This window comes from cyanobacterium endosymbiont of Epithemia clementina EcSB, from assembly GCF_029919255.1.
GTDB lineage: Bacteria > Cyanobacteriota > Cyanobacteriia > Cyanobacteriales > Microcystaceae > Rippkaea.
Genome location: NZ_CP123991.1, coordinates 1290318 through 1311350 on the forward strand (window position 1 = coordinate 1290318; position 21033 = coordinate 1311350).

The 21033-nt window shown below is 34.9% G+C and carries 14 protein-coding genes and 2 tRNA genes; 9 read left to right on the top strand and 7 right to left on the bottom strand.

The features are described from left to right. Positions 1-52: 52 nt before the first annotated feature. The 3 genes from P3F56_RS04230 to P3F56_RS04240 form a co-directional block, all read right to left on the bottom strand. A complete protein-coding gene (locus tag P3F56_RS04230) occupies positions 53-1120 on the bottom strand; it encodes a ribonucleotide-diphosphate reductase subunit beta (RefSeq protein ID WP_281153535.1) in 1068 nt (355 codons plus the stop codon). Positions 1121-1912: 792 nt separating this feature from the next. Further along, positions 1913-4225, bottom strand: a complete 2313-nt coding sequence (locus P3F56_RS04235) for a ribonucleoside-diphosphate reductase subunit alpha (RefSeq protein ID WP_281153536.1) — start codon at positions 4223-4225, stop codon at positions 1913-1915. A gap of 344 nt (positions 4226-4569) precedes the next feature. Then, positions 4570-5469 (bottom strand): NAD(P)-dependent oxidoreductase, encoded by a 900-nt coding sequence (locus tag P3F56_RS04240; RefSeq protein ID WP_281153537.1) that lies wholly within the window; start codon positions 5467-5469, stop codon positions 4570-4572. A 665-nt stretch (positions 5470-6134) separates the two neighbouring features. Here P3F56_RS04240 and P3F56_RS04245 point away from each other — a divergent pair. The 3 genes from P3F56_RS04245 to P3F56_RS04255 all read left to right on the top strand — a co-directional run bounded on the left by P3F56_RS04245 (position 6135) and on the right by P3F56_RS04255 (position 11348). Continuing rightward, on the top strand, positions 6135-6617 hold the full coding sequence (locus P3F56_RS04245; RefSeq protein ID WP_281153538.1) for a YbjN domain-containing protein: 483 nt from the start codon (positions 6135-6137) through the stop codon (positions 6615-6617). A gap of 2543 nt (positions 6618-9160) precedes the next feature. Beyond that, a complete protein-coding gene (locus P3F56_RS04250; RefSeq protein WP_281153712.1) occupies positions 9161-10111 on the top strand; it encodes a PRC-barrel domain-containing protein in 951 nt (316 codons plus the stop codon). Between the two features lie 166 nt (positions 10112-10277). Then, positions 10278-11348: a Gfo/Idh/MocA family protein gene (locus tag P3F56_RS04255; protein ID WP_281153539.1), complete on the top strand. Its 1071-nt coding sequence runs from the start codon at positions 10278-10280 to the stop codon at positions 11346-11348. A gap of 99 nt (positions 11349-11447) precedes the next feature. Here P3F56_RS04255 and P3F56_RS04260 read toward each other — a convergent pair whose 3' ends face one another. Then, a complete protein-coding gene (locus tag P3F56_RS04260) occupies positions 11448-11867 on the bottom strand; it encodes an MAPEG family protein (protein WP_281153540.1) in 420 nt (139 codons plus the stop codon). A 160-nt stretch (positions 11868-12027) separates the two neighbouring features. Here P3F56_RS04260 and P3F56_RS04265 point away from each other — a divergent pair, with 160 nt between their 5' ends. The 4 genes from P3F56_RS04265 to P3F56_RS04280 all read left to right on the top strand — a co-directional run bounded on the left by P3F56_RS04265 (position 12028) and on the right by P3F56_RS04280 (position 13716). Further along, entirely contained in the window at positions 12028-12165 is a 138-nt protein-coding gene (locus P3F56_RS04265) for a hypothetical protein (RefSeq protein ID WP_281153541.1), read from the top strand. A 211-nt stretch (positions 12166-12376) separates the two neighbouring features. Then, positions 12377-13411, top strand: coding sequence for a hemolysin family protein (locus P3F56_RS04270; RefSeq protein ID WP_281153713.1), 1035 nt, complete (start codon positions 12377-12379; stop codon positions 13409-13411). Between the two features lie 69 nt (positions 13412-13480). After that, positions 13481-13565, top strand: a tRNA-Tyr gene (locus P3F56_RS04275). Positions 13566-13644: 79 nt separating this feature from the next. Further along, positions 13645-13716, top strand: a tRNA-Thr gene (locus tag P3F56_RS04280). A gap of 1647 nt (positions 13717-15363) precedes the next feature. Here P3F56_RS04280 and P3F56_RS04285 read toward each other — a convergent pair. Then, complete coding sequence (locus P3F56_RS04285) at positions 15364-15588, bottom strand: DUF6737 family protein (RefSeq protein WP_281153542.1); 225 nt, start codon at positions 15586-15588, stop codon at positions 15364-15366. Between the two features lie 625 nt (positions 15589-16213). On the opposite strand from P3F56_RS04285, the gene P3F56_RS04290 reads away from it, so the two are divergent. Then, positions 16214-16726 (top strand): methylmalonic aciduria and homocystinuria type D protein, encoded by a 513-nt coding sequence (locus tag P3F56_RS04290; RefSeq protein ID WP_281153543.1) that lies wholly within the window; start codon positions 16214-16216, stop codon positions 16724-16726. A gap of 157 nt (positions 16727-16883) precedes the next feature. On the opposite strand, the gene hpnJ is transcribed toward P3F56_RS04290, so the two are convergent. Next, on the bottom strand, positions 16884-18323 hold the full coding sequence (hpnJ, locus tag P3F56_RS04295) for a hopanoid biosynthesis associated radical SAM protein HpnJ (protein ID WP_281153544.1): 1440 nt from the start codon (positions 18321-18323) through the stop codon (positions 16884-16886). A 934-nt stretch (positions 18324-19257) separates the two neighbouring features. Here hpnJ and P3F56_RS04300 point away from each other — a divergent pair. Next, positions 19258-19953: an aldehyde oxygenase (deformylating) gene (locus P3F56_RS04300; protein ID WP_281153545.1), complete on the top strand. Its 696-nt coding sequence runs from the start codon at positions 19258-19260 to the stop codon at positions 19951-19953. Positions 19954-20087: 134 nt separating this feature from the next. Here the strand turns inward: P3F56_RS04300 and P3F56_RS04305 are convergent, their stop codons facing one another. After that, positions 20088-20219 (bottom strand): hypothetical protein, encoded by a 132-nt coding sequence (locus P3F56_RS04305; RefSeq protein ID WP_281153546.1) that lies wholly within the window; start codon positions 20217-20219, stop codon positions 20088-20090. Positions 20220-21033: the final 814 nt, after the last annotated feature.

Here is a 21033-nt window from a genome sequence, read left to right on the forward strand (position 1 = left end):
TGAGATATAACAAAATGTCCTGAACAACCGCCAAGTTGCTCAGGACATTTTGTTATATCTCATCCCATCCAGTTACCCCTGAAGACATAACATAACTAGTAACTGTTGCTTCAAAGAAATTTGCTTTAGTATGCGCTTCCTTTTTAGTATCAGAAAACCGCTCTAAATGAGTGTAGGGACTCTTGTTATATTTAACCTCTGGATAGAGAGGCTCTAATCCAATTGAACGCAACCGAATATTGGCTAGATATTTTGTATATTGTTCAGTACTAGACTCAGTGATTCCTAAGATATTATTACCAATAATATGATTAGTCCAACGGCATTCATGTTCGACTGCTTTAGCAAACATTTCGTAAATTTGATCGATAGAATGAGTAAATACCTTTCTCGCTTCTGGAATTAATTTTTGATACAGACGAACATGACTTAATTCGTCTCTGTTAATCATTTTAAAAATATCAGCTGATCCTGGCATTAACATCCTTGACGCCAGATTATAGAAGTAAATAAAGCCATTATAAAAATATAATCCCTCTAATAAAAAGTCTGCCATTAACGCAACAAAATAATTCTCAGAAGTTGGATCATCGATATATTTTTGATATAAATTTGCAATGAACTTACAGCGTTCTTTTAAAACTTTATCGGTGCGCCAAAACTCATAGACATGATTGCGTCTTTCTGGGGGAATAATCGTTTCGATTATATATTGATAACTTTGATTGTGCATCCCTTCTTGAGAAATTTGTTCCGCCATACAGAGGCTAACTTCTGGTGCTGTTACGCTACTTTTTAGGTGTGGAATATTGCAGGTTTGAATCGAATCTAAAAAGGTAAGATAAGCCAAAATTCCTTCATAAGCATAGCGTTCATCATTAGTTAAATTAGTGTAATCCGTCATATCTTGGGTAATGTCTAGCCGTTGGGGAATCCAAAAGTTCTCTCTCATTTGTTGATATAAACTTACTGTCCACGGAAACCTAACATCATTAAGCTGCATTAAATTTGTTGTGTTACCAAACCAAATAGAACGATTTTCTATCGTATCATCTCCATCTGGATTAAAAATAGGGTTAATGGGCATTTTTTTAGGTAATTTATTATTAGTTACTACCATAGTGCAATTGAGTTTATATAATGTAATGTACAAGTAAGCCTTTATCATTCTAACATCACATAAAAATCAGTCAATCTAATTTCCAGAATCTAACTTTTATTTTTTTTACAGTGTAGTTGATTTAGTTATAATATTTTACGTGTTTATTTAATTTAAATTACACATCTATTTTAAATAGAAAATTAGCTTGCTCTACAGCAAAAATTACCTTGCTAGTGATAAGATCTTATCTTATTAGCTACTATTCTGTTTTCTCTATTTAATATCTTTACTAATTGTTATGCCTTCAATATATTCGATTAAATTTTAGTAAATCTAAATTAGATAATTTCTACTACCGTAAGATCTAAATATTTTTGTATAAATTTTAATATTTATCATTCATACGAATTTTATAGATTTTATTTAGGTAAATAGTCTATATTCATATTTCTTTTAAGGACAAACATAAAATTATATAAGAAAAACGGTTAGAAGTAAATCTATCTAAAGATTTTAAATTAAAACTATTATCAAAATATTCTTAATAAATTTTCTCGATTAACTCGATTAAAGTTAACAATTAAATATTTAAACAGTTCTTTTATTCATATTTTAATAAGAACAAAAAAAGGACTTTAACTACTTTTTAAAACTTTTTTTGTCTCTCGCATTTATTTAATTAAATCGAGAAGATTAAATCATATTATCTTTTGATAGTTAAAGACAGTAGTCCCTACTATATAAACTATAATTTACAATATTCTCCAAAATACGTAGAAGAACGCAGTCTTTTGTTACGATTAAGATTAATCAATTTGCACAAGCGGAACAACCACTATCAGACTCTTTAAAATCATCTTTTTGGACAGTTCTAACGTAGTAAACTGCCTTACAACCTTTTTGCCAAGCTAATACTAAAGTTTCAAAAATATCCTTAGCATTAATGGAGCGTTCTGGTTCATGGGGAAAATAAACACCCTGATTCAAATTAAATAATAATTCCATGGAAACCCCTGTATCGACCCACTGCTGTATTTGTCCTACAGCTTTCACTACTTTTTGTTGATCTAAGGTTTTATTTTCAGGATAAAACCAAAAAGATTTTTCAATAAAAGGTGGGGCAATGGGAACGGTTCCTTTTGCCCATTTATCATAAAAGAAACGACTATAAACTGGAAGAATACTAGCCGTACATCCTTGAACTAAAGAAGACGAGGTATTAGGAGCAATTGCCGTAATATGTGAGTTACGAATTCCGTAAGTTTGAATGTCTTCCGATAACTGTTTCCAGCGTTCTTTATGGGTGGCATTTTTTAAAAACCATTCTACTGGTTTTGCCCCAATTAACTTACCTTGATGCCATTCACTTCCGACAAAAGCTTGGTAGGGTTGTCTCTCTTTGGCTAACTCCATAGAAGCGTGAGTACACCAGTAACCAAACTCTTCAAACAGCTGATTAATTTCCGTCAAATTATCATAGGATAGATGTTTCTTTGCCAACCAATCTGCTAACCCCATACAGCCGATTCCAATAGTACGATATTTATCGTTGTGGACTTTCGCATCATCAAAGGGACTATTCGTAATATCAATGGTATTGTCTAAAATCCTAACAGCAACACCACAAATATACTTTAGCTCCTCGGCATCAAGATTAGCTAAGTTTAGGGATACAAGATTACAAGAATGTGCTTCTTTTCCAGCGGAAACATTACTAAAGGATTCGGTGCATAAATTTACTCCGGGAATATACCCTTGATGCTTATTAGGGTTAGCACGGTTAATGGTATCTTTAAAGGCCAAATAGGGCATTCCCGTTTCTACCTGTGAGCGCATAATTGTCTTAAATAAGTCACGGGCTTGAATACGCTTATAAAGAGTTATTTCCTGTCCTAATTTTTGTTCGATTATTTGATAAGCTTCCTCAAATTTTTCTCCCCACAAGTCAGCTAATTCTATGCCTAACTTGAGCCGAACCTCGTAGGGATCTACTAATGTCCATTCATGTTTATTCATCACCCGACGCATAAATTCGTCAGTCAAAATAAGCTGAGGAAAGACATCATAAGCTTTGCGTCTTTGATCTCCATTTTCCGTCTGCATTTCCAAAAATTCGGGAACATCTAAATGCCAAATATCCACCCCAACAGTGACAGCTCCCGCCCGTCTACCTCCTTGGTTGACGGCGATCGCAGTATCATTAAATAATTTAATCCAAGGAATAATCCCCCCAGAAGCGTTGGCTTTTTTCATTACCCAACTTCCAGTAGCCCTAATTCGGCTCACATTAATACCAACCCCACCTCCATTCTTCGAAATTCTAGCGGTGTTAGTTATTTCTTTAAAAATACTCTCTAAATTATCATCAATAGATATAATAAAACAACTCGTCAACGATCCCCCAGGAGTCCTAAGATTAGCTAATATTGGGGTAGCTAAAGAAATTATACGGGTGGCAATTGCTTCATAAAACCGTCGCGCCCAAACCAATCTATTTTCAGGCTCTTCTACTGTCGCCAACAACAACGAACAAGTTAACAAAGCTTCTTGGGGAAGTTCATCGGGTAACAGATAACGTCCCGTTAAAAGTACTGCCCCGGCATAATCATAGTCTGTATCCCAATCAGGATTGATCCAACTGCCAGCTTCCTTTAATTCTTCGCCAGAATAAGTAAGTATTCTTCGATCATAAGCTTTAGATTCTATCTTTGTACTAACGGTTTTATAGTAGTCACCATATTGGTAGCCTCGACTAACGAGGGTATCTTTCCATAAGCTCCAAATATGAAGTCTTCCCGCTACATAACGCCAGCCCGGTTCATTGGGACTACACATTTCCAAAGCGCAGTTAATCAAATTATCTTGAATTTCTCTGGTAGTAATCCCGTGACGTAAGCGAGTTTTTAGTCCGGCTTCCAAAGCAATTGGATTAACGTTATAACCTTGACAAGCCCAATCTACCACCTCCCGAATTTTTCCAATATTCAGAGAAGTCCAAGAGTTATCGCGGCGAATAACTTGGATTTTACTAGTTCCCAAATTAACGGGATTTTCTCGAGTAGAAGAGGATTGATGGTGAGTTACTTGAGAAGTATCAGAAGAAGTTAAGACAGTTGGCTGCATCGTTAGTTTGAACTATTTAAAGACGAACGTAAACTGAAGCAATAAAATTGACAGTCTTGTACTATTTTTCGTACTTAATTTTATGTCAATAATTAAAGATACAGTTTTGTTTATACCACATATATAGTGTAAGTGCCAGTATCTTTACCCTACATATGGGTTATGTGGATAAATATTAAAACTCTTAATCTAAAATATTAATCAACTAATCGGATAAAACCTGTAGGGCAAGAATTGCCCACCTATGTAAGTACTTTTGTTCTATTTAAAGAATAATTTGAACCTAGGAATTTAAGTTTAACTTATTTAATAATTGCTCTCTTATAACAATGCCAACTATTAAGCTAATGTTTGCTTTGATAATAACGAATCATTGCCTGAGTTCCTTGTTCTAATCCCTCTCCATTATCCATCTTAGAAACCAGCCTAAAAAGCTGTTCTGCTAAGTCTACACCTGGTAAACTATCTCCTGATTTCTTTATAGTTTCTTTAACTAATCGTAAATCTTTCAAAATATATTTGATAGCGAATCCTGGATTATAGTCACCCTCAACAATTTTTGCTCCTAAATTGTTTAATGCCCAAGAACTTGCTGCCCCTGTACTACAAATCTCTATGATTAGAGTAGGATCAATTCCTTGCTTTTCTGCCATTTTAATCGCTTCACATAAAGCCACCATATGTACAGCACAAAGGGTTTGATTACACATTTTTACTCCCTGTCCGCTCCCTACCAAACCACAATGAATAATAGTTTTTCCCATAGCTTCAAAATAGGGTTTACATGCTTTAAAAGCAGTTATTTCACCCCCTACCATAATGGTTAAAGTTCCCTGCTGCGCCCCAAGGTCTCCCCCTGAAATGGGTGCATCTAAAAAGCGAAAATTTTGGTGTTTCAATTGAGTTCCTAAATGACGAGCGGCATCAGTGCCAATGGTACTGAAATCCACCACTAATCCTCCAGGCTTACCATGGTTAATAACTCCCTCTTCTCCTAGAATCACTTCTTCCACACCGGGAACGTCCCCAACACAAGTAAAGACAAAATCAGCTGATTCTATTGCTTTTTTTATTGACGAGACTATTGTTACCCCTGCTTTTTTTGCTATCCTAACACTAGGGCGACTGGGAGTACGATTCCAACCCTTAACAGCAAATCCCTTACGAGCTAAATTAGCGCTCATAGAAGAGCCCATTAAACCCAGTCCCAAGAAAGCAATTTGTTGTGATCGATCATTAGTCATTGGTGATTAACCCAGTATATACAGTCTTATTTTCTTAAACAATCTCCCTCGACTCTCCTCCTTCCCCATTCTATCCTTTATACCAGAACCTCATAAAGAAAAATATCAGAAATTTCTTCAGTAACTCCTTGCTCTATCTGGAGAGCGATTAAATGATTTTTCGAAGAAAATCTCAATAATCGCAAACATTCCTACAGAAAATTTAGGTGATAATTTCAGGCTTAATTGAATGACAAATTCTCCTTTTCATCACTGTCTCAAGAAAAGCTTCCGCCACGTCTGTCATTTTATCGATAACTTCTGATCGAATGTGATTGCGCAACTTTTGATGACATTGTACTTTGACAAAACAAATCTAAAGGAAGTCTTGAATTCGTAGCACCATTAATAGTTTTAGAGGACTATCTAGGCTGAGGTTTTATGATTATTCATTTAACTTAATTAAACCAATAAATTCTAAATTTGATAAAAACTTAACATAATCCTAAAAAGGAAGATAGCTATAATAGACACTCTCTAGACTATTTTTCCTTAAAAGTTAATTGATTAACGGAAATTTTTATAAAATATTGTCTTATTAGTGAGCTTAAATTAGATAATACAATTAGAATGAGTCTAAAGCCGTCGTTAAAAACATCAGTATCAAAGTGATTAGAGTGAGGACTATGATAAACTTAACCTCTGAAAACACCACAGAAAGAACTCTCCCTGATAATTTTGTTAGTACCACTAGCACCCATCATGAAGTCATTGAAACGGTAATCAGTAGCCTAGCAGAAAATGAAAGTGCGATGGTTTATCATGATGATCAAGGTTATCTTTGGAAGTTTCAATATGGAAGTGTGGAAGTATATGTTCAGCTTACTGGGGAAACAGATGATGATTTACTAACAGTTTGGGCAGCAGTATTGCAACTTCCTGCTGAAGATGAAGAAGGGTTGATGCGAAAATTATTAACTATGAATTGGGAGGAAACCTTAGAAACCAGATTTGGAATTATGAAGGATAAAATTGTTGTCTTAAGCCAACGCTCTGTAGCTGACTTATCCCCAGAAGAAATTTCTCGTGCTATTACTTTATCGGCTACTATTGCTAATGATAATGATGAACTTTTGCGAGAAAAATTTGGTGGACGTTCTATTAATTAGAATTTTATTTAATCACAAAACATAGTCAAACAAACTACTATTGGTTCTACCGAGATTGTCATGTATAATTATTGACGCTAATGTCTTAAAAACTTGATTTAAAAATAGTTTTGGGTTCTAAATAGTTTGCTTGTTATTAACGTTAAACGTTATCGGCAAATCAAACTGTGTTTTGGTCTGGCAGGTTTTTACTGTCCTAGGTTTGGTAAAGCCCTATTATTTTAATGCCTGCTATTTTCGTGGTGAGTAATATATAAAAGTATTAAAAAGTGAGAATAATAACAAATGTCCCCAGTCTATGCTACTTGATTAGATCAAAACAAATAATAGAAGGTCAACTATAGTCTATATTTAACAAATTCGATAATTAAAGACTCAGATGACTCATGAGGAATTGGTTTATTTACCAATATGAGGCAGAGGTCGTCATGAACGTTGGCAACATTTTCCACTTATAAAAACACTGATTATTTTCAATAAAGATAGAGATGATATACTCTTTTATATAGAAAAACAACTTGCCAAACTACTAACTTGACACTACTGACTCTATTGAAAGATTTAAGAGAAGAATGGAATCTGTGAATCGGTACAGTATAACTATCCAATAGTTATCTAAATATCAGTTATACTCATTGATAATTTTCAAGTTTTCTGAGCTGGTTATAATGCCCTGTACTTATATAAAACTCGCTCTGAAGTTATTTCTCATAAGAAATAAACAACTAAAGTATGGATGTTGGAAGAATTAAGTGCGAGTTTTTATTACTTAATAAAGATTAAAAGTTATTCTTAAATAGAGCTCGAAGCATCCCCGATATATAACAGAGTAAAATCAATATTGTTTATCAGATTTTTGGTATATAAATTTTTTTAAAATTATCGATATAATGATAGTCTAATCAATCTAAATACAAGAAATTATGAGCTAATTACCGAAAGATATTCTAGTTAGAATAAATAAAAGTAAATAAATATAACCTACGGAGATTTTAATCTATTTTTAATAGTGATAGAGTCACTATTAAACCTATTAATTTAGCTATTTTTACTGTAAAACAAGTTGTATAACCTGAGTTATTTTACAAACAAAAAGCTCTATTTTTAGAGCAAGATAATGTTATTAATCATAAGCAATTACTACTATTTTAATCACTTTTAATTCTTTTCATATAGTATAAATAACATAAAAATTGATCATTTATTGGCAGGATTTTTTATCCAGCCTATGTTTTTTGTACTACTAAAAAATTTTGAAAACAAGTTGAATAGTATCTAGTTTACCTTTAATTGTATAATCAAAAACATCAAATATTTATCCATCAATTCCCTTTATACAAACATATTAAATGACTGCAATATAGCCTTTAAATACATCCAAAGGATGATGAGCATAAGTAATAGTAATTATCTGATACTTTAGATATTCAAAGAATTAAATATAAAAAACCTCTGAGATCTCGACATAATATAAAGTAAACTTAAAGCAAACATTATTTGTTATCAACATCTATCTTTTAAAATTTAATTTTTATTTTTTTTAAAATGTTTCCTCTTCAAAAAGAATTCAGCGGCTGCTTCCATAAAATTATAGGAATATATTATAGGAATATATTATAGATTGTTTATCTAAAATAAACAATCCCTATGCACAATGAACAATTATTATTTTTTAAATGATTCAAATTTAATTGAATTTTCAATAAGTACTCTATTTGTCACAACAAATCAAGATGATCTTCGTCTAACTTTTCAAAAAAAAACACGACATAATCTCATTAGAGAATAATCTACCGTGGTTGAATCACAAATAATGGCTCTAAACAACTATTATCATTAAGTCTTCCGTGTCAGTATTAATTATTTTCAGGAGACTCAATCAATAAAATTACTAGTGATTACCTAAAAAAAATAGTTTACTAGTCAAGATATTACCTTGGATTATACTTAACAAAAAAATCAATATAAATAACTCTAAACAAGTAATTATAGTTAATTCTTGGCAAGAGAACGGGCAAGTTCTTACTTTGTAAGAACTTGTAGATTTTTTTACAAATTAAAATCTAGAAAAATATATTTTTACCAAAAAATTCACCTTGACAGTCCACACATCTTACACAAGTTAAGTCTTGACTTAACTTGTGTAAGATGTGTGGACTGTCAAGTTTTTAGAGCAAACTGGGACCGTTCACAGTACTAAAAGCAAGAAATAGAAAGTGCATTTTAACTTTTGATTAGAAATTCTTCTTTTACATCTATTTTGCTAAAAAGTTAGTTAAAATAATAGAGAGGATATTTCAGTTAAAATTAACATTTTTATGATTAATCCTTCTAAACAAGTTCGACCCTACATAAGTTCTGAATTACGGTAAATACTTTTCGATTAAAATTAGACTAGAGCTCATACTTTGACCTCAGTGTTACACCATAAATGTTAGACCATGAGCTATTATCTATAAATTGAGGGTTAACCGTCAAACCAAAGAAAACTTTATTGTATTCTGGCTATCCTCCGGGAGCCAAAATTCCAACTTATGGACACAATGACTAGCGATAAAATCCGATTACGTAACGAATTTATTAATACACAGGTCATCACTCGCAATACAGGTAAAAAGTTAGGTGTTGTCAAGGAAGTCTTAGTAGATATAGACCAACGAGAAGTAATTGCCCTAGGATTACGAGACAATGTGCTTTCATTGTCGGGAATGCCCCGATATATGTATCTTTCTAGTAGTCATCAGATCGGAGATGTCGTCCTGGTCGAAGATGAAGACGTGATTAAAACTGTCGATATTGATGCTCACTCTCGTGTTGTTAACTGCGAAGTAATCACTGAGACAGGAGAACCGTTAGGACGAGTTCGGGACTTCGAGTTTAATCTTGAAACCGGGAAAGTGTCTTCTATTATTATTGCTTCTCTTGGACTGCCACATATTCCTGACCGATTAATTAGTACTTACGAACTTTCTATTGAACAAGTAATCAGTAGTGGTCCTAATCGTCTAATTGTTTTTGAAGGGGCAGAAGAGCAATTAGTTCAAATAACTGTAGGAGTTCTGGAAAGGTTAGGCATTGGCCGTCCTCCCTGGGAAAAAGAAGAAGAAGATATTTACTATCCTCCCACAACTCGACCGGAGAACCAACTTGGAACCGGAATTCCCGTGCGGACTCATACTCCTTTCCAAGAACGACACTCAGTAACGGAAGAACGGTGGGATGAGGATACCTGGGAGCAGCCCATCGCCACTTCCCCCCCAAAAAGACAAACTGAATCTATCTGCTACGAAGAATTAGAAGAGGATAACTGGGGAGAAGTCAGGGCAGAACGGACAGCTCGTTACGAACTACCACGGCAAGAAAGAGAGCATGAATACGATGAAGTTCGGAAAGATGTTTGGGACGATGATGTTGAACTCGAACCTTATAACCCTCCTCGTGTCAACATTCCTCAAAAGCAGAAACAACCTGAATACTACGAAGAAGAGGCTTAAGAAAAGTCGGAAGTCAGTAGGGGATCGGCAAACTTATCTATCACTGTTGAAATTCTTTACGTTTTGACAAACTGTGCTAGTATTTTTTGTGATCGACTGAAGAATTAAAATTTTTCGTTCTGAAATCTATTTTAAGTCAAAACTTGGTGTAGGAGTGTCCAGGAGAATGTCAGACGCACAATTGACCCGAAAAAGACCACGAAATCCCTTTGATTCCATTCGCATCGGTGTGATTGGGGTAGGCAACATGGGTCAACACCATACTCGTGTTTTTAGCTTACTCAAAGATGTAGAATTTGTTGGTGTTTCCGATGTCAACGTTGAACGAGGTTTAGATACCGCTAGTAAATATCGAGTTCGTTTTTTTGAAAATTATCATGACTTACTGCCCCATGTTGATGCTGTCTGTATTGCCGTGCCGACACGGTTGCATCACTCAGTAGGAATGGACTGTCTCAAAGCCGGGGTTCATACCCTTATTGAAAAACCCATTGCGGCAAGTATTGCTGAAGCTGAATCGTTAGTTAATGCGGCAGCTGAATCTAATGGGATTCTACAAGTGGGACATATAGAACGATTTAACCCAGCCTTCCTAGAGTTAAGTAAAGTCCTTAAAACTGAGGAGTTACTGGCCTTAGAAGCCCATCGCATGAGTCCATATTCTCAACGGGCAAACGATGTTTCTGTAGTTTTAGATCTGATGATCCACGACATTGACTTGTTACTTGAGCTGGTGGGTGATCGCGTGGTTAAATTAACTGCTAGTGGTAGCCGTGCCGCCAATTCAGGATATCTAGATTATGTTACCGCCACCTTAGGATTTGCTAATGGCATTGTCGCTACCTTGACTGCTAGCAAAGTAACCCACCGCAAAATTCGCCGTCTAGCAGCACATTGTGAAAATAGCCTAACAGAAGCGGATTTTCTGAACAATGAAATTCTAATCCATCGTCAGACCACGGCCAATTACACTAGTGATTACGGTCAGGTTCTCTATCGTCAAGATGGACTCATCGAAAAAGTCTATACCAGCAATATTGAACCTCTCCATGCAGAGTTGGAGCATTTTGTTCACTGTGTCAGAGGCGGTGATCAACCTTCTGTGGGGGGAGAGCAGGCTCTCAAGGCTTTGCGTCTAGCAAGTTTAATTGAGCAAATCGCCCTTGATGGTCAAGTGTGGCAACAATCTGACCAGATCTACCAAGAGTTACATCATTTAGGAATTAGTGTTTCTTAAATGAGTATTAAGTTACTCAGTAGGGGTCAACAACTGTTAACTCCTACATTAGTCTTTTTGCTGATACTTTTATGTAATCGTACCCTATAAAAAATACAGTTATTGAACTGTCGATTGAATTTCAAGGAAACTCAAAACAAATAAACAATAAGTGCACAGTTGGCCTGTAGCAAACATCAGTGATCTCCCCAAAGGCAAATTGACAATGTAAAAAAAAGAATACAATAAACGTGCTACGACAAATGTAATGGCCGCATAACTAGCTAAAGCTGAATCTACTCCCGTTACATAAGCTATTGATGCTGCACTAGCATAAATCATAAAAGTTTCGAAAGCATTCTGATGAGCCCAGGTAGCTCGTTGACCATAGGGGGGTAATTTCTCCAGCATAGCACGGGGACTAGAGCGATTATATCCAATTTGGAAGCGGGCATATCCTACCGCCAAAAAAGGAACATAAATCAAGATTGACGTGACAAAAATTGAATACAGAACAATGGCACCAACTGACCAATTCATAAATTACTCGGAGTTTTGTTTAATTAATATACCCTGTTGCCGAACCGTTTCGAGAAGATCTTTGTCATAATTTTTAGCCCACTCTAGTCAAATCTTCGCTAACCTATTAGCTAGAGTTACTTTTCTAACCTGTTCAATTTCAAGCCAGGAGCCAAGTTCAATGTCAGACCTTAATCGCGGCATTATGAAGTTCGACGGAGCCGATAAGCCCGTTCTCGTCGCCATTTCTACCTTCTTAGTTCTTGGAGCAATTATAGGATTAATTTTGTGGGCGTTCAAAGTCGCTTATATTGCTTAAATTAACCTAAATTAATGACTGGGTTATCCATCATTTTTTAAATTGGTCCAAACGACTCTTAAGGTTTTCAGAACATATATACTATTTCTGAGCCTTTCAGTCACTATCCTTATCAACTATTTTGTCACCTATTGACTCTGACCTTTTTGCTATAGCTGAACCTGCTCCCTTGTTAGGGCAGGTTTCGCTAGATTTGGTGGCAGTTTTCCTTATGCTGCTCTTATCCGCGTTTTTTTCAGGTTCAGAAACTGCCATTACTGCTTTTGATAATTTTAAACTGAGGGGATTGATTGAGCATCAAGGAGATCCTTCGGGAATTTACCGCTTAGTCCTTGAAAAACGACGGCGTTTTATTACGAGTCTATTGATCGGGAATAATCTCGTTAACAATTTTTCGGCCATTCTTACCAGTAATTTATTTGCTATTTGGTTGGGAAATGCAGGATTAGGGGTAGCAACAGCAGTTGTTACGATTTTTATCCTAATTTTTGGCGAAATAACCCCAAAATCTTTGGCAATCATTAATAATCGTGCTTTTTTTCGTCTTGCTGTCCGCCCCATTTTCTGGCTATCCCAATTTCTGAGCGTGATCGGAATGGTTCAAGTTTTTGAAGCCATTACCCAAAAGACAATTTATTTATTTCAAGGCAAATCTGATAAAGTAGCGCAATATGGAGAATCTTTAACAGATTTACAGCTAATGATCGAGATTTTGGGTGGAAAAGGACATTTGGATTTGTATAGGCACCAACTACTCCACAAAGCCTTAATGCTCGATCAGTTGATGGCTAAAGATGTTGTTAAACCTCGGATTGACATGATCACGATTTCCCATGAGGCTAGTTTACAATCGTTACTCAATTTATCTTTAGAAACGGGCTTTTCTCGTATTCCAGTGCAAGGAGAGTCCAAAGATCAGATTGTAGGAATTGTACATCTTAAACAAGCTCTCCAGACCCTGCAATCGGTATCTAAGGAAACGCGGTCTCAAATCTGTGTCACCGACGCGATGGATTCTCCCGTCTATATCCCTGAGACTAAGCGGGTGACGAATTTACTTAAAGAGATGCTTCAGCAACGAATTCATATTGCTATTGTGGTAGATGAATATGGCGGAACCGTAGGGTTGGTGACTTTAGAAGATATTTTAGAAGAATTAGTTGGAGAGATTTATGATGAGAGTGACTTCCCTCATGGTCAGGGCATTCTGTTTCAGAGTGATCGCCCACCAATCCACAACCTTTAAATCAACTTTCTCAGAAAAAAATTGCATATTGAAAATAGCTGTGCTAAAATTCTTAATCGTGGTGCAAATGGGTCGGTGCCCGAGTGGTTAATGGGGGCGGACTGTAAATCCGCTGGCTATGCCTACGCTGGTTCAAATCCAGCTCGGCCCACCACGATGCTTTTCAAGGTTCTCTATTCTGCACAAACCTTATATAGGGTAGAAAGTAGAGGTTTTTGAACGATTTAAATATTGCCTTTGTAGCTCAGTGGTAGAGCACACCCTTGGTAAGGGTGAGGTCACGAGTTCAATCCTCGTCAAAGGCTCTTAGACTGTCTTGGGCTACAACATAATTTTTAGCTCTTGTCATATCGTGAAACATCTTAAGGGTTAGCAATTTTAATAGGAGATGTTCGAATAATTTTTCCTTAAGCATCAGCAATATAATAATGGAAATAGAGAATTTTAAAGAAAGAATAATGATGAAAATGCAATTGTCCCGTAGCTATCTGATCTGGGATAGGCTGTCGTCGACCGGGTTGTTTGTTCTTTAAAGTCCCATGCCGCTAAAGTGTCTAAAACTTTAGTGCTTTATTTGATAAGGTAAACCAATTTCATCTAAGGGAAATAGTTTACCACCATGAATAACAATATTAGTATTAGAATAATTTTTAAACTTTAATCCTGATAATTTTTTTTCTCAAAATATCTAATATGCAAGTCCGCAAGTTTAAATACAGCAATTTTTATAAATAACTTTTCTATTATAGATACCATGTAATATTCCACCTCCTTCTACAGGAAGGATATAAAACTTAGGTTTAAACCTAGATTTAGGTCTATTACGGACATATATTCCTTTTGATACAAAGTAAATTTTCTCGGCAACGTTTAAGTTACTCAAATTAACTCCGTTAAATACTAGTGCATTTATTTTCTTTAATTTAAATTGCTCTTGAAATTAATTTTAATTAAAGTAATATACTAGTTATTTTAGTTTTTATATAAATCACATTTTTGAAAAAATTACGTATATATTAATCGCTTTCTATTTATCTTCTTCTAGATTAATAGTCGCTAAGATAAAAGTTCCTCTGATGGCATAAAATATTTCATGATAAAAATGGGGGCTAAAAATATTAGATCAAAGAAATTTTAAATAAACAAGAAAATTAAAATTCATCAATAGGATAAAATTTGTCTTAAAAATCATATAAGTATTTTGTAGGTTTTTCTACTACTTGACAAGTACAAAATACAAACTATTTAATTATTTTACCTTCTTAAGGGTAAATTTATAATGAGTTAACAGTAACGAGAAAATATAAAATCTTAATAAGTTAAATGCAGTTAATTAGCACCGAGAGCAGATTTGGAAATCATGAAAGTTAGGATGTACTAATTTTTTCTCCAGATAGGATTAATTTTTTTTATTTTTAACTTACATTTAAGAGGCTTCTAAAATACCTATAATGTTGCCAATGATAAAGTTATGACAACAAAATAAAACTTATTAGTTATATAGTACTAACTATAGTCCAGAAAATTTATCACTTAGTAAAATACTGCATCTAATTTGGTTAGGGCTGTCTGCACATTATAAATTACTTTAGACTGGGCAACAAGTTACTTTTATAATAGTAGGAATTAAATCTAGATCTAGTCAAGAACGCTTTTAAGATTTAGAAATCTTTAGCAGACAAATTTAGATAAAGTGAGTATCATAATTTCTTTATATTTAAGATGAATCAGAAACCTATTATTGATTTGAAGAAAATTTAATAGTTTTTTTTGACTGGGATGAACTGCTAATTTTTAGAAAAGAAGACTTAGTGACCTTTCCGATAGAAAGGTCTTGTTTTTAGAAAATTCATAGTGACATCAGAAAAAACCTTACCATTTTCGATAATCGTAAGGTTAGGGCAAATATTATCTGCCTTATTCTGTCGTTAAAATTAAGCAATAATAAAATTTTACTGTTTTCGATTGAGACTTTGTTGTTTAAATAAATGAGGAACAAAAATCAAAAAATAAAACCACCATATCAAAATGGGAAGTGAGTTCATAGCCGTCAGCCAAATTCTATGAAATAGTAGCCAACTTCCCAAAATTATCCCTGTTCCTGTTAAAAGAACTGTCCATGGTTGACACCACCAAGGTTTGTATTTCCAAATATCGGTTGTAGGAGGAATTGACATAAATAAAATTTTAGGCAAAAGTTGCGTATAAATTCAATTTTATGTCATATTGTGGGTAATAGAATTCGATCTAATATTTTTTGATATAATCGCTGTTTGGCTATACTATCGCTTTCGATTATGATTTTTATGTCTATTTTTAGCGTCATCACTTTACCCATTTAAGAGTAACAGCAAAACAATAACATCCAAAGTAATCATTAATCTACTAGGCATAAACTTACAAGTCTTTTATAAGTTGATAGAGAAAACGATAACTAGTGCTAAGGTAATAGCTAATAGCAGCAAAAAGAAGGATTAGCCCCAATACTGAGAAAGTAACTGAAAATTAAAACTTATAGTCTATCAATCTCTTTAAAGACGAGGGTAACGTTACTACCAGCCTTGAGATAGCCGACTAATTTCTCTTCCAAAGAGATACTCGTATAAGTATAAAGTGGAGATAATACCAATGTTGTATTAGGCTTTCTTTTTAGAAAGAAAAATAATGTAAGGTTATTCGGGATAAGATTGTCTAGCAAAATTGGACGATCACTTGGCCATGTTCAACCTAGACGGTCTTAAAATAGTTGTTGTGTCTTTGCAACTATTTATTGGAAGTAGTTGTTTTTAGTAGTTGGATTTAATGTTACCAAATCAACCTATTATTAGTTATCAACAAGCAACTCAACTTTTCATTGAGATTTATATTCAACCGCCAACCAGGTTTGTTATTGAAAATTACTCGAGATTGTTACCAGAGTATAAATTTTATCCTCAAACAATGGTCATTATTTTATTAGAGGCTGAAATATCTCTAGAAAAAACTAATCAGCAAGTTCAGCAGGAAAAACAGAGATTAAAAAAAGAATTCTTGAAATTAGGAGAGAACATCCGAGCAGTTGCTCAAAGAGAAAAATGGTTAATTGAAGTTATAGATCCTCAAGATGGAAAGCCGATTAATTCTGCCTCAGGTGAAATTACTTTTGATATTGTCTCTGTTGTTCATAATTCATTAGGGTTCAGGTTTAATAAGACTAATAATAGTTGCAAACTTTTAAATCATCCACTCAAAGAAACAGCAATTTATCCTAATCTTATATTATCTGATATCGACAATAAACAGATGAATTATCTCATTGAAGAAGCCTTGAGTTAATTCGTATAAAGTATGAACTTATTATTCAATATACATGATTTTTATCATCAATTAATATAACAAGTCTTATAGAATTAAAGGAAAGACGCGCCTACTGGAAGCGCGCCCTTTGCGATCAATGGCACATGGCTTTTAATTAAAAGCCATGTGCCATTGATTAAGAAGCGTTAACTAAAGTTCGGTTATGACGTTCATTTAAATAAGCCATAAATTCCCGTCCTTCTCGTAAACGACGCACTAACATCTGGGGATCAACTAACATTTCTTTAACGATAGGAATAATTGCCCCAGGACGGAAATAAAAACGGCGATACATCTGTTCAACTGCATTTTCAATTTCTGCTGCCGATAGATTAGGATATTGCAAAGTGGACATTTGAATGCCAGAAGTTGCTACTAAATTTCCATTAGTGAACCAACCATTATCTAAAGCTTGTTGATACAATTCTGTCCCGGGATAGGGCGAAGCAATAGACACTTGAATCGTGTGGGGACTCACCTCACAAGCAAAGCGAATAGTATCTTCAATGGTTTCCTTGCTTTCATTGGGTAAACCGATAATAAACGCCCCATGAACCTTGATTCCAAGTTTATTACAGTTAGCCATAAACTTACGGGCGACTTCAAGTTTAATACCTTTTTTCACTCCATCAAGTACTTTTTGATTTCCTGATTCAAAACCGACTAAAAGTAATCTTAATCCGTTGTTTCGCAGAATTTTTAAAGTATCGTAATCTAAGTTAGCACGGGCATTACAACTCCAAGTTAATTTTAGTCTTTTGAGATATTCACTAATAGCAATTACCCGTTTTTTATCAATGGTAAAAGTATCATCATCAAAGAAATATTCCCGAATAGAATTTCCCCAAAGAGATTTTGCTAACGCCATTTCTTTTCCTACCGCTTCAGGACTTTTGGCGCGATATTGATGTCCTCCGATAGTTTGGGGCCACAGACAAAACGTACATTTTGCAGGACAACCGCGACCTGTGTACAAAGAAATGTAGGGATTAAGTAAATAACCAACAAAATAGTTTCTAATATCAAGATTATCTGCATAGACAGGGAAAACACTGGGCATTGAATCCCAATCGTGAATTAATTCCCGTTCTTCAGTATGTTTAATATTTCCTTGTTGATCACGGTAACTGAGTCCCTTAATTTGGTCGTAGGACTTTCCTTCAGCTAATTCTTGACAAGAGTAATCAAATTCATTGCGACAAACAAAATCAAGAATTGGATTTTCTTCGAGAGTTTTAGTCGGTAAAACCGCCGCATGTGCCCCTAATAAACCAATTTGAGTGTTAGGATTTTGGGCTTTAATAGCCTGAGCGCATTTTACGTCATTAAGAAGAGTGGGGGTACTGGTATACATAATAACCAGTTCATAGTCTTTAGCAATTTTAAGAACATCCTCCACCGTTTGATAATGAGCAGGAGCATCTACTAGTTTACTCCCAGGAACCAATGCTGCCGGTTGTGCTAACCAAGTCGGATACCAAAAAGAGGTAATTTCACGTTTCGCTTGATATCTTGCTCCTGCACCTCCATCAAAACCATTAAAGGAAGGGGGACTCAGAAAGAGCGTCTTTTGCATGTTGTTTCCTCACACTACCACTGAATTAATTATCAATACAATCTAATAATTCTAGTCAATATCAACGATAAAAGGTTCCTGAAACTGAAGACATATCTCTCTTAATGCACTACAGTCATTGGTTAGACATAAATAAACAGCACTACATTAATGTATGTTAAAGCTGTAACTTTTAAAGCTTTAAAAGTTACAGCTTTAAAAGCAACTACCATAAACAGACCCCAAAGTGTGTCTAAAGAATTAGCCATAAGAACTCTGATTAACTAATTTCATCTTCTCGTTTAAGAGTATTTCTTAAATGAGAAGATGAAAAGAACCTTATTCGGGTTAAACAAAGCTCAACAAGTCCCTTAAAAAAGAAAAGATAGAGCTAGCATCATTAGACTGTTAGCACTGGGGTAGAAGATAGATAAAATCGTTATTTATCTTTAAAATGGGCTTCCTAGACAGTCCGCCTAAAAACTTATCTGTGGAACAAACAGGGGAGTTGATTAACTAAAAACTAGATATAAAAGTCTGAATCTTATTCAACTAGGTTAAAAATTAGTGTCAGATTTACGCTAATTAACGTCTCTATTGCTTTCGAGCTTCAATTTAAGCTTTTTAAGCTAGGTAATTTTCTGAGATTTTCAGTATGATTAGACAGAATAGTCTATAGTGAGCACTCTATTTTTAACTGCTTATCCTATTCTAGACTTATTTAAGTTCATTTACTTAGCAACATAAAATGATTTGTTTTTAACGTTTATTTAAAACTGCATTCTTTTTTAATGGAGAATGGCTAAGTTAGAGTCAATCTTCAAAAGTCTTAATTTTCATAAGGTATTATGGATAATAGTCAAGTTAGACTTAACCACCAAGAGTCTTGATTTTCATAAGGACACCACTTTAACCCGTAAACTCAGTTAATAATCCACAGGAGATAAACTATCTTATGCAAGAGCTTGCCACACGCTCAGAGCTTGAGTTCAACAGCGAAACCTACAAGGACGCCTACAGCCGCATTAATGCCGTCGTTATCAAAGGCGAAGAAGAGGCGCATCAAAATTATATAGATATAGCTCAAATGCTACCTGATCACAAAGATGAGTTAATCCGTCTTGCTAAGATGGAAAACCGTCACAAGAAAGGTTTTGAGTCCTGTGGGAAGAATTTGAGCGTTACTCCTGATATGGAGTATGCTCAAAAATTTTTTGCCCAACTCAATGGGAATTTTCAACAAGCCAAAGCCCAAGGAAAGATTGTTACTTGCTTGTTAATTCAATCTTTGATCATCGAAGCTTTTGCTATTGCTGCTTATAATATCTACATTCCTGTTGCTGACCCCTTTGCTCGAAAAATTACCGAAAGAGTGGTTAAAGATGAATATGCTCATCTAAATTTTGGTGAGGTCTGGCTTCAAAAGAATTTTGAAACATCAAAAGCGGAATTAGAAGAAGCTAACAAAGGCAATTTACCTATCGTTTGGACAATGCTTAATCAAGTTAGAGACGATGCAGAAGTTCTAGGAATGGAAAAAGAAGCATTAATTGAAGACTTCATGATTAGTTATGGAGAGGCATTAAGCAACATTGGCTTTAGCACTCGTGACATCATGCAAATGTCTTCCTATGGCTTAAAAGCAGCTTAGGACACTTTATTACATATCTGCAAAAGATTCCTAACCAAATTATTGGGTTTAAATTATCGCCCTTCTAGGGCGAATTTCTTTGAGCATCCTTTTAGTTGTTGATAGTCCTAGGAGTTCTACAAAAGGTTATCAATCTAACCCCGTAATTCTAATGCTGTCGGTAGACTAACCTCTCTGAGAGAAGACTGTTTAGACAGATTGTGTTCCACAAATTTCTCAAAAGCAGGTAATTTCAGTCTATTTTCTGCTGAACGTATAGGTATCACCTCAGCTTCTTCCACATAACCAATGGTCCTTGAATCGATTATGGCTGAACAACGTTGCTGTTAATCCTTTCCCTGTCAAAATCCCTACCAATTTCCTGACATAAATTGCTTTTCACTTTTTAAGTCGCTTCTATTGTGCTGTTTAACAACTTAACTTAGAGATCCACGGCTCTCTTATCCCCCAGCATTTTTAACACCTGGGCGACAGACTCTCTTAAGTATCATAATTTGAACAATCAAGAGCCTTGATTAATAAGATCATGCCTCTGTGAACACCCAATTTTTCTAGAGCTATGGTAGTATTGCCTCTTGGCCGGTAATTATAATTTCCCTCAAGAAAGCGGTCAACAAAGCCTTAACAGCCATCGTGTAACTAACCCAAAATTGGCCAATAACCAAGTAGTATAGTAAGGCGCACGGGGTTTGGTAGTTTACGATAAATTCTTTAGCGCTTGTTCCAAGGTATGAGCACGATTATCTTTATTATCAGAAAATTTTTCTACAGAGTGTCATTTAACAATTAGAAATAACAAGACCTTAGGAGTCTAGTTTAGACACTGACTTCTCTACTCAAACCGTGGTTAATGTTAATCTACCTTAGAGTTTCAAAATACCGACTGGGCGACCAGGTCAAAAGTGCAGTTTATTTCATCGATTCCAGCAACAAGACAGTCGCGAGTATACTTGTCCTTGTCTCGTTGATTCGCAGCATAGTCAGACTCTTGTATTTGAGTAGTAAAATCGAGTTATAAGTTCTTCCAGAAGAAAGATTGTCTACTTTTGGATAACTAAGCTGTCCCAATCTATGAAGATC